We start from the raw sequence: 14,507 nt of genomic DNA, 5'->3' as shown, positions 1-14,507 counted from the left end.
ATTCAACTTGTTAAAGAGCAGTTGGTTGATTCTTTCGTCTCAACCGAGGCCGCGCATTCTACGCCAACCTCTTATTTCGTCAAGCGTTATTTTCAGAATTTTTCGTTCCTACTCAACCGCTTGCGCTTTCGATCAGCCGGAGCTTCTCGTCAGCGGGAGGCGCATTCTACAGCGATCAAACTCACTGTCAAGCACCTCGGCGATCTTCCTTTTGGCTCGCTGCCGGAGCAGCTGTCGAACCCAAAGGCGGCGAGTGAATCACCCACCTGATCACCACGCCCAACTTCTACCCTGCTTAAGTGCTTGATTTTCAAGCTCTTTCAGCACTTCGTCGCTGGGAGTGGTGCGCATTATAGGGAGTTAAAAACCCCCGTCAACGACTTTTTGAATCTTTTCTGAAAAAGCTGTCCGAGCGATCAATTTGCAACCAGTGAGGCCTCGCCAGCCAGGCGCTCCTGGCGCAGCAGGAAGCAGCCGGTGAGGAAGCCGACCAGGCACAGCGCGGCCACATAGTAGGCGGGGCCCATGGGGTCTTCCTTCATCAGCAGCGCCACGACCATCGGCGTGAGGCCGCCGAAGATGGCGTAGGACAGGTTGTAGGAGAAGGACAGGCCGCTGAAGCGCACCACCGGCGGGAAGGCCTTGACCATGACGTAGGGCACGGCGCCGACGATGCCGACGCACAGGCCGGCCAGTGCATATAAAGGGAAGAGCCAGTCCGGGTGGGTCTTCAGGCTGCTGTAGAAGAACCATGAGGTCGCGCCCAGCAGCAGGCTGCCAGCGATGAAGGTACGCCCGCCACCGATGCGGTCGACGATGCGCCCGGCGAGGATGCAGCCCGCGGTGAGGAAGATGATCGCCAGGCTGTTGGCCTTGAGCGCGGTGGCCGCCGGGACGCCGTAGACCGACTGCAGCACGGAGGGCGTCATGAGGATGACCACGACTATGGCCGCCGACAGCAGCCAGGTGAGCAGCATGGAGATGGCCACCGCCGGACGGTGCTCGCGCACCACCACGCCCAGGGGCACCTCGTCGGCCAGTTGCTTGCGTTGCTGCAGCTCGGCGAACACCGGGGTCTCGTGCAGCCAGCGGCGCAGGTAGACGGAGAACAGGCCGAAGATGCCGCCGAGCAGGAAGGGGATGCGCCAGGCATAGGCCAGCACTTCGTCGGCGTTGTAGAAGCTGTTGATCGCCGTGGCCATCAGCGAGCCGATGAGGATGCCGGCGGTCAGCCCCGCGGTCAGGGTGCCACAGGCGAAGCCGACGTTGCGCGCCGGCACGTGTTCGGAAACGAACACCCAGGCCCCGGGCACTTCGCCGCCGATGGCCGCGCCCTGCACCACGCGCAGCAGCAACAGGGCCAGCGGCGCCCAGATGCCGATCTGCTCGTAGGTGGGCAGCACGCCCATGAGCAGGGTGGGCACCGACATCAGGAAGATGCTCAGGGTGAACATCTTCTTGCGCCCGAGCAGGTCGCCGAAGTGCGCCATGACGATGCCGCCCAGCGGCCGCGCCAGGTAGCCGGCGGCGAACAGGCCGAAGGTCTGCAACTGGCGCAGCCACTCGGGCATGTCGGCGGGGAAGAACAGCTTGCCGACCACGGTGGCGAAGAACACGAAGATGATGAAGTCGTAGAACTCCAGGGCGCCGCCCAGGGCGGAAAGGGACAGGGTCTTGTAGTCGCTGCGGGTCAGCGGACGGGCAGCGGTGGTATTGGCAGGAGGCATCGCAAGGCTTCTCGGCAGGTTGGCGGCGCTGACAAGGAGCGCCGAAGGCGAACCATGGCAAATGGGAGCGCGTCAGCGCAACATTGTCATCAGGCATTCTGCGGTCGCTGCCGCAGGCCGGCCTCTATATAATGCCGATGCGACATGCGCGGGGTCGGTCAGAAAGCTGTCCCAAGTTTCTGTAGGAAACCACTTTTACAGGACTCTTGGGAGAGCTTTTCCTTTCCTTGAATCGAGACCGTCGGGGCACGAGGCCCTTACCTATGATCGAGCTTGAACAAGAAGACCCCATTCCGCAGGGCGACCTGGCGCTGCAGATCACCGCGCTGCCGCGCGAGACCAATGGTTTCGGCGATATCTTCGGTGGCTGGCTGGTGTCGCAGATGGACCTCGCCGGCACCGCCATGGCCAGCCGCATCGCCGGCGGCCGCGTGGCCACGGTGGCGATCGACCGCATGGCCTTCCTGGTGCCGGTGGCGGTGGGCGCGCAGCTGTCCTTCTATACCCAGACGCTGGAGGTCGGGCGCAGCTCGATCCGCATGCTGGTGGAAGTGTGGAGCGACGATCCGCTGTCCAGCGAATGGCGCAAGGTCACCGAGGCGGTGTTCGTGTTCGTGGCCATCGATGGCAGCGGGCGGACGCGGCCGGTGCCGCCGCGGCGGGGGTGAGGGGCGGTCCTCTTCAGCTGGAAGCAGTTCGGAGTGGTGACGAGTCCTGCGCTCCCTGATATCGCTTTTCCCTCTCCCCAGCCCTCTCCCTGAAGGGAGAGGGGGCTAGTTCGTGCCGGCGTAAAGGCCGGATTCAGCCGGTTACTTCCCTATCGCTCCCACCTATATAAAAAAGAAAAAGGCGCCAACTCGTGGCGCCCTTCCCTATTCCGCTTAGGACTCAAGCCCGCATCGGCTTGCCCCGCACCGGCGCGCCGTTGGCCTTGTAGTAGTCCGCGGTGCTGCGCGGCAGCGGCTGGCGGCCACGGATGCGGTCGGCGATCTTCTCGGCGATCATGATGGTGGTGGCGTTGAGGTTGCCGGTGATGATCAGCGGCATGATCGACGCATCCACCACGCGCAGCCCTTGCATGCCGTGCACGCGGCCCTGGCCGTCGACCACCGCCATGTCGTCCTCGCCCATCTTGCACGAGCAGGAGGGGTGGAAGGCGGTTTCCGCGTGCTCGCGGACGAAGGCGTCCAGTTCGGCGTCGCTCTTCTTGTCCAGCCCCGGGCTCAGTTCGCGGCCGCGGTAGGCGTCCAGCGCCGGCTGCGCCATGATCTCGCGGGTGATGCGGATGGCGTCGCGGAATTCCTGCCAGTCCTGCTCGCTGGACATGTAGTTGAAGAGGATGCTCGGGTGCTTGCGCGGGTCGCGCGAGGTCAGCTGGATGCGCCCGCGGCTGGGCGAGCGCATGGAGCCGACGTGGGCCTGGAAGCCGTGCTCCTTCACCGCGTTGCTGCCGTTGTAGTTGATCGCCACCGGCAGGAAGTGGTACTGGATGTTCGGCCATTCGAACTCCTCGCGGGTGCGGATGAAGCCGCCGGCCTCGAACTGGTTGCTGGCGCCCAGGCCGGTGCCGAGGAACATCCACTGCGCGCCGATCTGCGGCTGGTTCCACCACTGCAATGCCGGGTACAGCGACACCGGTTGCTTGCAGGCGTACTGCAGGTACATCTCCAGGTGGTCCTGGAGGTTCTGGCCGACGCCCGGCAGGTCATGCACCACTTCGATGCCCAGGTCGCGCAGCACGGTCGCCGGGCCGACGCCGGAGCGTTGCAGCAGTTGCGGCGAAGCGATGGCGCCGGAGCACACCAGTACTTCGCGGCGCGCGCGCGCCTCTTTCGGCGCATTGTCGTCGCCCAGCAGGTAGCTGACGCCGATGGCGCGCTTGCCGCTGAACAGGATGCGGTCGGTCAGGGCGTGGGTGACGATGGTCAGGTTGGCGCGCTCGCGGGCCTGGTCCAGGTAGCCGCGGGCAGTGCTGGCGCGGCGGCCCTCGGGGGTCACGGTGCGGTCCATCGGGCCGAAGCCTTCCTGCTGGTAGCCGTTGAGGTCTTCGGTCCGCGGGTAGCCGGCCTGCACGCCGGCCTCGACCATGGCGTGGAACAGCGGGTTGTTGCCGGCCTTGGGCGTGGTCACGCTGACCGGGCCGTCGCCGCCGTGGTAGTCGTTGGGGCCGATGTCGCGGGTTTCCGCCTTGCGGAAGTACGGCAGGCAGTCGAGGTAGGTCCAGTCTTCCAGGCCCTTCTCTTTCGCCCAGCCATCGAAGTCCATGGCGTTGCCGCGGATGTAGCACATGCCGTTGATCAGCGAGGAGCCGCCCAGGCCCTTGCCGCGCCCGCATTCCATCCGGCGGTTGTTCATGTGCGGCTCGGGGTCGGTGAGGTACGCCCAGTTGTAGCGGCGGCCCTGCAGCGGGTAGGCCAGCGCGGCGGGCATCTGGGTGCGGAAGTCGGCGCGGTAGTCCGGGCCGCCGGCTTCGAGCAGCAGCACGCTGACGTCCGCGTCCTCGGTCAGGCGGGTGGCGAGGACGTTACCGGCGGAACCGGCGCCGATGATGATGTAGTCGTATTCCTGGGTCATGCAGGCCTACCTCTTTTTCTGGGCACGACACCGCCCGCGACGCATGGCGCGCCGGTGTCTGAAGGTCGGAAGGCCGGTCGTCGTGGCGACCGGCCGCTCAGGGCTCGATCGCGGTGGTCAGAACACCGAGGCGTAGTCGCCCAGCTCTACCTGCACGGATTTGATCCGAGTGTAATGAGCCAGGGTGGTCAGGCCGTTCTCGCGACCGACGCCGGATTGCTTGTAGCCGCCCACCGGCATTTCCGCCGGCGACTCGCCCCAGGTGTTGATCCAGCAGATGCCCGCTTCCAGGCGGTGGATCACCCGGTGGGCGCGGGCCAGGTCCTGGGTGACGACGCCGGCGGCCAGGCCGTACTCGGTGTCGTTGGCGCGGCGGATGACTTCTTCTTCGCTGTCGTAGACGAGGATGCTCATCACCGGGCCGAAGATTTCCTCGCGGACGATGGTCATGTCGTCACGGCAGTCGGTGAACACGGTGGGCGCGACGTAGGCGCCCTTGCCGAACTCGCCCTCGGTGACGCGCTCGCCGCCGCACAGCAGGCGGGCCTTCTGTTCCTTGCCGGCCTGGATGTAGCCGAGCACGCTCTCCATGTGCGGGAAGCTGACCAGGGGGCCGAAGTTGGTGTTCTCGTCCTGCGGGCTGCCCAGGCGGATGCGCTTGACGCGCTCCAGCACCTTCTCCTCGAAGCGCGCCTGCAGGCTGCGCGGGACGAACACGCGGGTGCCGTTGGTGCAGACCTGGCCGGAGCTGAAGAAGTTGGCCATGACGGCGATGTCGGCGGCGCGGTCGAGGTTGGCGTCGTCGAAGATGATCAGCGGCGACTTGCCGCCCAGCTCCATGGTGACTTCCTTGAGCGAGGAACTGGAGGCGCTGGCCATGACCTTCTTGCCGGTGGAGGTGCCGCCGGTGAAGGAAATCTTCTCGATCTGCGGGTGCTCGGTCAGCCACTGGCCGACCTCGCGGCCGCTGCCGGTGAGCACGTTGAACACGCCGTCGGGCAGGCCGGCCTCGGTGTAGATTTCGGCCAGCTTGAGCACGCTCAGCGGAGTGACTTCGCTGGGCTTGAAGATCATCGCGTTGCCCGCGGCCAGGGCCGGGGCGGATTTCCACAGGGCGATCTGGATCGGGTAGTTCCAGGCGCCGATGCCGGCGACCACGCCCAGCGGCTCGCGGCGGGTGTAGACGAAGCTGCTCTCGCGCAGCGGGATCTGCTCGCCTTCGATGGCCGGGACCAGGCCGGCGTAGTATTCGAGCACGTCGGCGCCGGTGACGATGTCGACGTTGCGCGTCTCGGCCAGCGGCTTGCCGGTGTCCAGGGTTTCCAGCTCGGCCAGCTCGTCGTTGCGCTGGCGGAGGATGTCCACGGCGCGGCGCAGGATGCGCGAGCGCTGCATGGCGGTCATCGCCGCCCACACCCTCTGGCCTTCGACGGCGCTGGCGACGGCGCGCTCGACGTCGTCCTTCGAAGCCCGCTGCACCAGGGCGAGGACCTCCCCGTTGGCCGGGTTGACGGTCTCGAAGGTGGCGCCACTGCTGGCCTCCACGTAGCGGCCGCCAATGTAGAGCTTCTGAACGTCGAATCGAGCCATGGGTCGGTTGTCCTCTCTTATGGTCCGTGCACGAAGGCCGCGCCCGCTATCCGGTGCGCTTGGCCAGTTGTTGGTCGAGATAGTCGTAGGCGATAGCCAGCGCCTGCTCGGTGTCGAAGGCATCGCCCGACAGCGCGCCGCGCAGCCACAGGCCGTCGATCAGCGCAGCCAGGCCGCGGGCGGCGCGGCGCGCCTGGTCCAGCGGCAGCTCGCGGCGGAACTGGCAGCACAGGTTGGAATACAGCCTGTGGTCGTTGATCCGCTGCAGCCGGCGCAGGGACGGCTGGTGCATGCTGCTGGCCCAGAACGCCAGCCAGGTCTTCATGGCCGGGCCGTTGACCTGGCTGTTGTCGAAGTTGCCGGCGACGATCGCCCGCAGGTGGGCGCGCGGATCGTCGGTTCGCAGGCTAGCGCGACGCTCGCGCACGGCCTTGCTCAAAGCCGACATCAGATGCCGCATCGTCGCCTCCAGGAGGCCGTTCTTGTCCTGGAAGTAGTGGCTGATGATGCCGTTGGAGACCCCCGCCAGGCGGGCGATCAGGGCGATGCTGGCGTCGCTCATGCCGACCTGGTCCACGGCCTCGAGGGTGGCGTGGATCAGTTGCGAACGGCGAATCGGCTGCATACCGACCTTGGGCATATTGATATCTCTCCTCACGCGGGACGTGGCTGTGCCGTCCGGCGTCATTGTGGGCCAGTCTATTTTGTTTTTATTGAACGTTCAATCAACTAAGAATAAGCTGCGCTCCGTGAACCCTCCCGAGCCCCTGCGTGCAAGCGGGCCCGAGCCGTTCATCACCGCGATGCGTTCCAAGGGGCAAGGATCGCAGAATCCTGCCCGGAAGTGTCGCGGCGGCAATACTGTGTTCGGCCTGCACAAGGCCATGCGCGCCGACTACGAGCGCCTGCACGGCCCGCGCCCGGCTGATCCAAGGCTCCCCGGTGGCGTCCCGCACGACGCCACCCGCCTGCCCATGGCAGGCCCTTTCGCCCGGCCCTGCGCCGGGCTTTCTTTTAGCTCCGGCCCTATGGCGCGGGGCTGCTATGGTTTCTGGCGAACCCCGCTGGAGAAAACCATGAACGATCATCCCCTGTGGCAAGCCCTGGGCCGGCACTGGAAATGGATCGCCCTGCGCGGCGTGGCCGCGGTGCTGTTCGGCGTGCTGGCCATCGCCTGGCCGGGCATCGCCCTCACCGTGCTGGTCATCGTCTGGGGCGCCTATGCCTTCGTCGACGGCGTGTTCACCCTGATCGCCGCGGCCAGCATGCGCGAGTCGCAACGGCCGATCTGGCCGCTGTGGCTGGTCGGCGCGCTGGGCGTACTGGCCGGCCTGGTGGCGTTCTTCTGGCCGGCGCTGACGGCGCTGGGCCTGCTGATGCTGATCGCCGGCTGGGCGCTGGCCACCGGCGTGCTGCAGATCATCGCCGCCTTCCGCCTGCGCAGGAGCCTGGCCAACGAATGGTGGCTGGGGCTGTCGGGCGCGCTGTCGGTGCTGTTCGGCGTGCTGATGATCGCCAACCCCGGCGCCGGCGCGGTGGCGGTGGTCTGGGTGATCGGCGCCTACGCGCTGTTCTTCGGCGTGCTGCTGATCCTGCTCGCGCTGCGCCTGCGCAAGACCTCGACCTTCGATGCCTGAGGCGCGCGACTGGTGCCTGTGGCGCCTGGACGACAACGGCAACCGCTTCGTCGTGCGCCGCGGCCTGAACCGCGAAGAGGCCGAGGCCCTGGCTCTTGAGTACCAGGGCCGCGGGCACAGGCAGACCTACTGGGCCGAGCGCGAGGAAAAGCCCCCGCATGGCACGACGTAGGATGGGTGGAGCGCAGCGATACCCATCGCCATGCCCGCATGGGTTTCGCCAAGGCTCAACCCATCCTACGAAAGCGGAAGGTGCCAGGCCTTGCGCAGGGTCTTCAGGGCTTCGGCTATGCGTGCCTCGGGCACGGCGGCGAAGCCCATCACCAGGCCGGCGCGCTCGTCTTCAGGCTCCGTCGATTCGGGCAGCCAGTAGTCGCTCAGCGCGTTGACCTCCACCCCGGCCTGCAGCGCACGCTCCACCAGCCAGCGCTCGCGCTCGCGGCTTTCCACCCGCACGCACAGGTGCAGCCCCGCCTCCACCGGCGGCATGGGCGCGCAGCCGGGCACCTCCGGCCAGCCGCGCAGCAGGGCGTCGCGCCGCGCCCGGGCGGCCCGGCGCATCCGTCGCACGTGGCGCTGGAAGTGGCCTTCGGCGATGAAGTCGGCCATCACCCGTTGGGTGCCGACTTCCGAGTGCCGCACGTCGAGGGCGCGGCGCCGGGCGAAGGCCTCGGCCAGGGCCGGCGGCACCACCAGGTAGCCCAGGCGCAGCGCGGGAAAGGCGATCTTGCAGAAGGTGCCGACGTAGAGCACGCGCTGCTGGCGGTCGAGCGCCGCCAGCGGCATCAGCGGGGTGCCGGCGTAGCGGTATTCGCCGTCGTAGTCGTCCTCGACTATCCAGCCACCGCTGCGCTCGGCCCATTCCAGCAGGGCCAGGCGCCGCGCCAGCGACAGGGTGACGCCGGTGGGGTACTGGTGCGACGGGGTGAGGTAGACCAGCCGGCAGTCCGGCAGCTCGCACAGCTGCTCGGTGCACAGGCCCTCCCCGTCCACCGCCACTCCGTGCAGGTGCGCGCCGGCGGTGGCGAAGGCATGGCCGGCGGCGCGGTAGCCGGGGTTCTCGATGGCCACGTGGTCGCCCTCGGCGAGCAGCACCTGGGCGCACAGGGCGATGGCCTGCTGCGCGCCGCTGGTGACGATTATCTGCCCCGCCTCGCAATGCAGGCCGCGCGCGCTGCGCAGATAGGCGGCGATCAGCTCGCGCAGGCGCCATTCGCCGGCAGCGTCGCCGTAGCCCAGGCAGTCCGCCGGCGGCTCGCGCCAGAAGCGCGCCTGCAACCGCGCCCAGGTCTCGAAGGGAAACAGGTCGAAGGCCGGCACGCCGACGCGGAAGGCCCGCGGCGCGCCTTGCGGCGGCCTGGGCAGGTGGTGCCGTTGCAGACGTTCCAGCGCCGCCACCTCGGGCACCTTGCCGGGTTGCGGGGCGGGCGCGCTGCGCGGCTGCACGCGCTCGGCGACGTAGGTGCCATCGCCGGTGCGGCCTTCGATGTAGCCCTCGGCGTAGAGCTGCTCGTAGGCGCGCACCACGGTATTGCGCGACACGCCCAGGGCTGCAGCCAGGTCGCGGCTGGCCGGCAGGCGTGAGCGCGCGGCGAGGCGGCCGTCGAGGATGCGTTCGCGCAGCGCCTGGAACAGCTGCTGGCCCAGCCCCCTGGCAGGGTCCAGGCGGATGCCGGACGGGTCGAAAGGCAGCGGGGCGTTCATGGCGGGCTCCGGAAATGGCTCCTCGAATTGGACCATGAATGGCTCTTTAGCGGAACCAATTCCCGCTCTAGTCTGGCACCAGACCCCAAGGACAAAGGCCACCCCATGACCGCACCGCTCGAAATCCGCCTCGTCAGTACCGACGACCACGCCGCCTGGCTGCCGCTCTGGCAGGGCTACCAGCGCTTCTACAAGACCGTGATCGACGAAGCCACCAGCGCCGTCACCTGGCAGCGCTTCCTCGACCCCGCCGAGCCCATGCACGCCGCCCTCGCCTGGCGCGACGGCGAGGCCATCGGCATGGTCCACTACATCTTCCACCGCTCCTGCTGGACCCAGGGCGACTACGTCTACCTGCAGGACCTCTACGTCCACGAAGGCCTGCGCGGCGGCGGCGTCGGCCGCGAGCTGATCGAGCACGTCTATGCCGCGGCCCGCGCAGCCGGCGCCTCTCGGGTGCACTGGCTGACCCACGAGAGCAACACCGACGCCATGCACCTGTACGACCGGATCGCCGACCGCTCCGGCTTCGTGCAGTACCGCAAGATTCTCTGACCGGAGCGCGACCATGACCGACACCCAACCCGCCCTGCACTGGCAACCGGTGCCCGCCCCGGCCCGGGAAACCCTGAACGGCCGCTACCTCGACCTGGAGCCGCTGGACGCCGCGCGCCACGGCGACGACCTGTGGGAAGCCCTGCAAGGCCCGGAATCCGACCCCGTGCTGTGGGACTACCTGCCCTACGGCCCCTTCCCCGAGCGCGCCGCCTTCGATGCCTGGATCGCCGGCAACGCCGCCAGCGCCGACCCGCAGTTCTACGCCGTGCGCGAGCGCAGCAGCGGCCGCATCACCGGCCTGCTGAGTTTCCTGCGCATCACGCCCAAGGACGGCGTGATCGAGATCGGCCACATCGCCTTCGGCCGCGTCATGCAGCGCAGCCCGGCCTCCACCGAGGCGGTGTACCTGCTGGCCCGACGCGCCTTCGAGCTGGGCTACCGGCGCCTGGAATGGAAGTGCAACGCGCTGAACGCGCGTTCCATGCGCGCCGCCGAGCGCCTGGGCTTCACCTACGAGGGCACCTTCCGCCAGCACATGGTGATCAAGGACCGCAACCGCGACAGCGCCTGGTTCTCCATCCTCGACAGCGAGTGGCCGACGCGCCAGGCGGCCTTCGAAGCCTGGCTCGACGCGGCCAACTTCGACGCCCAGGGGCGCCAGAAGCACAGCCTGGAAAGCCTGCGCCAGGGCTGAAAAAAGCCTTTTCGGGGAACTGCCCGGCCGCCGGGGGATCGGTGATACTGAATCCTTTCCCCTTGCTGTGCCGGAGGCCCCCCATGAGCAGCCCCTACATCACCCCCCGCGTCGAGCAGACCACCATCGACGAGCTGCCCTGCTGGCGCATCCACACCGAATTCGGCGAAGCGCTGATCGCCCAGCAGGGCGCCCAGTTGCTCAGCTACCAGCCCCACGAGCAGCCGCCGCTGGTGTGGCTCAGCGAGCAGGCCGGGTACAAGCGCGGCCAGTCCCTGCGCGGCGGCGTGCCGGTGTGCTGGCCGTGGTTCGGCGAGCTGGCGCGCAACCCGGTGCAGGTGCGCACCGAATACGCAGGCGACCAGCCGCCGGCCCACGGCCTGGTGCGCGGCATCGACTGGCAACTGGACGACATCGCCGACGAACAGGGCGCGCTGTCCGTGCACTGGAAGCTCGACGCCGGGCAGGGCCTGCCGGGCTGGGCCCACTCCGCCGAACTGAGCCTGGTGATGCGCTTCGGCGAACGCCTGGGCCTGGAACTGACCACCCGCAACCTCGGCGACAGGCCGCTGGCCCTGAGCCAGGCGCTGCACACCTACTTCGCCGTCAGCGACGTTCGCCAGGTAAGCGTCGATGGCCTGCAGGGCTGCCGCTACATCGAGACGCTGGAGAACTGGGAAGAACGCCGCCAGGACGGCGTGGTGCGCATCCAGGGCGAGACCGACCGCATCTACCTGGACGTCGACCGGCCCCTGGTGATCCGCGACCCGCAGTGGCAGCGCGGCATCCACATCCAGGCCGGGCACTCGCGCTCGGCGGTGCTGTGGAATCCCTGGGTGGACAAGGCGCAACGCCTGTCGCAGTTCGCCGACGATGCCTGGCAGCGGATGTTGTGCATCGAGACGGCAAGGGTCTGGGACGACGTGCTGAGCGTGGCGCCGGGGCGGAGCGAGACGATGAGCGTGGAGATCTGGAGCGAAGGGCTGGAGGGGTAGGCTGCGCTTTCTTTTCGTAGGAGCGAGCTTGCTCGCGAACCGGGTTTCCTGGTGGCTTCGGTGCTGGGCCTGAAGAGCGCCCTCTCCCTAACCCTCTCCCTGAAGGGAGAGGGGACCGTTGGGCAGACGCTGATGCTTTAGAGTCAGCCGGCTAGCACAGAGATTGCCGGCTGAAACCATTCCTTCTCTCGGCACGGACAAGCCCCCTCTCCCTTCAGGGAGAGGGCTGGGGAGAGGGAGCGGAGTCAATCCGAAACACCAACACATCCGGGAAAAGCTCGTTCCTACAGATCACTATCCTGCACAGCCCGCACCTTGGCGTCGTCCATCGCATAGGCCGCATCCGCCATCTCGTTGCTGACCTTCTCCACCTTCAGCTTGCCGGTCACCCATAGCGGGCTGTAGATGTCGTCGATCTTCATGCCCTTGGGGTAGCGCACCAGCACGATCTGGTTCGGCGGCGGCGGCGGTACGTGGATGCAGGCGCCCGGGTAGGGCACCAGGAAGAATTCGGTGACGCGGCCCTTGGCGTCGTTCTCCAGCGGCACCGGATAGCCGCCGAGGCGGATCTGCTTGCCGTCCAGCGCGGCGACCGTCTTGGTCGAGAACATCACCTGCGGCAGCTTGCCCTTCTGCTTCAGGCCGCCCTGCTTCTGGGTGAAGGTGCCGGCGGCTTCCGGGCTGTTGTGGTCGATCTCGGGCATTTCCTCCAGCGCCTTGCGGTCGCTGGGCGGCATCAGTTGCAGCCAGTCGGTTTCCGGGATGTCGGCGGCATGGGCCAGGCCGGTGAACAGCACGAGGCTGCAGGCGAGCAGGATACGGCGCATGAGTGGGCTCTCGGGCGCCGGCAGCGGGCGCCCACGCAACGGGAAGACGGCGGATGACCTTCACCGCCCGCCCGGGCCGGGCGAGCGGGAATCGGCGCACATTCTTGGGGATCGCCGGGCAAATGACCAGCGCGAAGCGCTACCCGGCGTAGAGCCTCAGTTCTTCTTCACGAAGGCGTAGATGACCAGCAGGATCACCGCGCCGACCACCGCGCCGATGAACCCGGCGGCCTGCCCGGCCTGGTAGATGCCCAGGGCCTGGCCGCCGTAGGTGGCCAGCAGCGAGCCGCCGATGCCCAGCAGAATGGTCATGATCCAGCCCATGCTGTCGTCCCCCGGCTTCAGGAAACGGGCGATGAGGCCGACGATCAGGCCGATGACGATGGTTCCGATTAAACCCATGGCTTTCCCTCCTGTGGATGGACGCGCCAACCGGCGCGCCCCTTGTCAGACAGTGTAGGAAAGCCTGGCGTTCCGTGCGGCAGCCCGCCATGAGAAGCGGGCGGCCGAGCGCGTCAGCCCTTGCCGATAAGGGCTTCGACTTCGCCGATGCGCGCCTTGAGGGTGGCCAGGTCCTTGCTGCGCAGGGTGGCGTGGCCGACCTTGCGCCCGGCCTTGAAGGCCTTGCCGTAGTGGTGCAGGTGGCAGTCGGCGATGGCCAGCACCTTTTCCACCGGCGGCACTTCGCCGATGAAGTTGAGCATGGCGCTCTCGCCCACCTTGGCGGTGGAGCCCAGCGGCAGGCCGGCCACGGCGCGCAGGTGGTTCTCGAACTGGCTGCACTCGGAGCCTTCGATGGTCCAGTGCCCGGAGTTGTGCACGCGCGGGGCGATCTCGTTGGCCTTCAGGCCGCCGTCCACCTCGAAGAACTCGAAGGCCAGCACGCCGACGTAGTCCAGCTTGTCCAGCACGCGGCCGACGTAGTCCTCGGCCAGCTTCTGCAGCGGGTGCTCGCTGCTGGCCACGGACAGGCGCAGGATGCCGTTCTCGTGGGTGTTGTGCACCAGCGGGTAGAAGCGCGTCTCGCCGTCGCGGGCGCGCACCGCCACCAGCGAGACTTCGCCGGTGAAGGGCACGAAGCCTTCGAGGATGCAGGGCACGCTGCCCAGCTCGGCGAAGGCGCCGGCCACGTCCTCGGGCTTGCGCAGGACCTTCTGGCCCTTGCCGTCGTAGCCCAGGGTGCGCGTCTTGAGCACCGCCGGCAGGCCGATGCCGGCCGCGGCGGCGTCGAGGTCGGCCTGGGACTGGATGTCGGCGAAGGCCGGGGTGGGAATGCCCAGGTCCTTGAACATCGACTTCTCGAACCAGCGGTCGCGGGCGATGCGCAGCGCGGAGGCCGAGGGGTAGACCGGGACGAACTGCGAGAGGAAGGCCACGGTCTCGGCCGGCACGCTCTCGAACTCGAAGGTCACCAGGTCCACTTCGTCGGCCAGCTGGCGCAGGTGGCCCTGGTCGCTGTAGTCCGCGCGGATGTGCTCGCCCAGGGCCTGGGCGCAGGCGTCCGGCGCCGGGTCGAGGAAGGCGAAATCCATGCCCAGCGGGGTGCCCGCCAGGGACAGCATGCGGCCCAGCTGGCCGCCACCGATGACACCGATCTTCATGGTTCTGCTCAGGCCTCGCGGGGGTCGGGGTTGTCCAGCACCGAGGTGGTCTGCTCGGTGCGGAAGCGCTTGAGCGCGTCGTGGTATTGCGGGTGCTTGCCGCCGAGGATGCTCGCCGCCAGCAGCGCGGCGTTGATGGCGCCGGCCTTGCCGATGGCCAGGGTGGCGACCGGCACGCCGCCGGGCATCTGCACGATGGACAGCAGCGAATCGACGCCCGAGAGCATGGACGACTGCACCGGCACGCCGAGCACCGGCAGGTGCGTCTTGGCCGCGCACATGCCCGGCAGGTGGGCGGCGCCGCCGGCGCCGGCGATGATCACCTCGATGCCGCGGCCTTCGGCCTCTTCGGCGTACTGGAACAGCAGGTCCGGGGTGCGGTGGGCGGAAACCACCTTCACTTCATGGGGGATGCCCAGCTTGTCCAGCATGTCCGCGGTGTGACTAAGGGTGCTCCAGTCGGACTTGGAGCCCATGATCACGCCAACCAGTACGCTCATCGTCGTGCCTCTTGGTGGTGCGCGTGCCGCGCGTCAAAAACCAACAAGCCACGCATTCCGGTCCCGGGCGTGGCTTGTACATGGACGAACCGACGAGCGG

Annotated in this window: 15 protein-coding genes and 1 pseudogene; 7 read left to right on the top strand and 9 right to left on the bottom strand. The window is 67.8% G+C overall.

Annotation, left to right across the window (positions count from 1 at the left end):
- Positions 1 to 270, top strand: a pseudogene (locus QSJ95_RS19430) (hypothetical protein); the annotation flags it as partial.
- 146 nt (positions 271 to 416) lie between these two features.
- On the opposite strand, the gene QSJ95_RS19425 reads toward QSJ95_RS19430, so the two are convergent.
- Positions 417 to 1,727 (bottom strand): MFS transporter, encoded by a 1,311-nt coding sequence (locus tag QSJ95_RS19425; protein WP_285644643.1) that lies wholly within the window; start codon positions 1,725 to 1,727, stop codon positions 417 to 419.
- Positions 1,728 to 1,990: 263 nt separating this feature from the next.
- On the opposite strand from QSJ95_RS19425, the gene QSJ95_RS19420 reads away from it, so the two are divergent.
- Entirely contained in the window at positions 1,991 to 2,395 is a 405-nt protein-coding gene (locus QSJ95_RS19420; RefSeq protein ID WP_009614218.1) for an acyl-CoA thioesterase, read from the top strand.
- Positions 2,396 to 2,615: 220 nt separating this feature from the next.
- On the opposite strand, the gene betA is transcribed toward QSJ95_RS19420, so the two are convergent.
- The 3 genes from betA to betI all read right to left on the bottom strand — a co-directional run bounded on the left by betA (position 2,616) and on the right by betI (position 6,531).
- Entirely contained in the window at positions 2,616 to 4,301 is a 1,686-nt protein-coding gene (gene betA, locus QSJ95_RS19415) for a choline dehydrogenase (protein WP_285644642.1), read from the bottom strand.
- 117 nt (positions 4,302 to 4,418) lie between these two features.
- Complete coding sequence (betB, locus tag QSJ95_RS19410; RefSeq protein WP_064584902.1) at positions 4,419 to 5,891, bottom strand: betaine-aldehyde dehydrogenase; 1,473 nt, start codon at positions 5,889 to 5,891, stop codon at positions 4,419 to 4,421.
- Between the two features lie 46 nt (positions 5,892 to 5,937).
- Positions 5,938 to 6,531: a transcriptional regulator BetI gene (gene betI / locus QSJ95_RS19405; protein WP_043270284.1), complete on the bottom strand. Its 594-nt coding sequence runs from the start codon at positions 6,529 to 6,531 to the stop codon at positions 5,938 to 5,940.
- A 436-nt stretch (positions 6,532 to 6,967) separates the two neighbouring features.
- Here betI and QSJ95_RS19400 point away from each other — a divergent pair, with 436 nt between their 5' ends.
- The gene (locus QSJ95_RS19400; protein ID WP_024128866.1) at positions 6,968 to 7,528 is read left to right on the top strand and encodes an HdeD family acid-resistance protein; all 561 of its coding nucleotides are present in this window, start codon (positions 6,968 to 6,970) and stop codon (positions 7,526 to 7,528) included.
- Positions 7,521 to 7,700, top strand: a complete 180-nt coding sequence (locus QSJ95_RS19395; protein ID WP_285644638.1) for a hypothetical protein — start codon at positions 7,521 to 7,523, stop codon at positions 7,698 to 7,700. Before QSJ95_RS19400 ends, QSJ95_RS19395 begins: the two co-directional genes overlap by 8 nt.
- Before the next feature lie 65 nt (positions 7,701 to 7,765).
- On the opposite strand, the gene pdxR is transcribed toward QSJ95_RS19395, so the two are convergent.
- A complete protein-coding gene (pdxR, locus tag QSJ95_RS19390) occupies positions 7,766 to 9,232 on the bottom strand; it encodes a MocR-like pyridoxine biosynthesis transcription factor PdxR (RefSeq protein ID WP_285644636.1) in 1,467 nt (488 codons plus the stop codon).
- 105 nt (positions 9,233 to 9,337) lie between these two features.
- Between pdxR and QSJ95_RS19385 the strand changes: the two genes are divergently transcribed.
- From QSJ95_RS19385 to QSJ95_RS19375, 3 genes are all read left to right on the top strand, one after another.
- A complete protein-coding gene (locus QSJ95_RS19385) occupies positions 9,338 to 9,787 on the top strand; it encodes a GNAT family N-acetyltransferase (protein WP_058071629.1) in 450 nt (149 codons plus the stop codon).
- Between the two features lie 13 nt (positions 9,788 to 9,800).
- Complete coding sequence (locus QSJ95_RS19380; protein ID WP_009614234.1) at positions 9,801 to 10,484, top strand: GNAT family N-acetyltransferase; 684 nt, start codon at positions 9,801 to 9,803, stop codon at positions 10,482 to 10,484.
- Positions 10,485 to 10,567: 83 nt separating this feature from the next.
- Complete coding sequence (locus QSJ95_RS19375) at positions 10,568 to 11,479, top strand: D-hexose-6-phosphate mutarotase (protein ID WP_285644633.1); 912 nt, start codon at positions 10,568 to 10,570, stop codon at positions 11,477 to 11,479.
- A gap of 284 nt (positions 11,480 to 11,763) precedes the next feature.
- On the opposite strand, the gene QSJ95_RS19370 is transcribed toward QSJ95_RS19375, so the two are convergent.
- From QSJ95_RS19370 to purE, 4 genes are all read right to left on the bottom strand, one after another.
- Complete coding sequence (locus QSJ95_RS19370) at positions 11,764 to 12,306, bottom strand: DUF3299 domain-containing protein (protein ID WP_285644631.1); 543 nt, start codon at positions 12,304 to 12,306, stop codon at positions 11,764 to 11,766.
- Positions 12,307 to 12,462: 156 nt separating this feature from the next.
- On the bottom strand, positions 12,463 to 12,708 hold the full coding sequence (locus tag QSJ95_RS19365; protein WP_009614240.1) for a GlsB/YeaQ/YmgE family stress response membrane protein: 246 nt from the start codon (positions 12,706 to 12,708) through the stop codon (positions 12,463 to 12,465).
- Between the two features lie 113 nt (positions 12,709 to 12,821).
- Entirely contained in the window at positions 12,822 to 13,907 is a 1,086-nt protein-coding gene (locus tag QSJ95_RS19360; protein WP_069862960.1) for a 5-(carboxyamino)imidazole ribonucleotide synthase, read from the bottom strand.
- A gap of 8 nt (positions 13,908 to 13,915) precedes the next feature.
- The gene (gene purE / locus QSJ95_RS19355; protein WP_009614245.1) at positions 13,916 to 14,407 is read right to left on the bottom strand and encodes a 5-(carboxyamino)imidazole ribonucleotide mutase; all 492 of its coding nucleotides are present in this window, start codon (positions 14,405 to 14,407) and stop codon (positions 13,916 to 13,918) included.
- Positions 14,408 to 14,507 lie beyond the last annotated feature (100 nt).

The sequence above is a fragment of the Pseudomonas sp. NBRC 100443 genome, from assembly GCF_030268185.1.
Taxonomy (GTDB): Bacteria; Pseudomonadota; Gammaproteobacteria; order Pseudomonadales; family Pseudomonadaceae; genus Pseudomonas; species Pseudomonas citronellolis.
The sequence above is the reverse complement of the archived record's forward strand: the minus strand, read 5'-3'. Positions and strand labels throughout refer to the sequence as shown.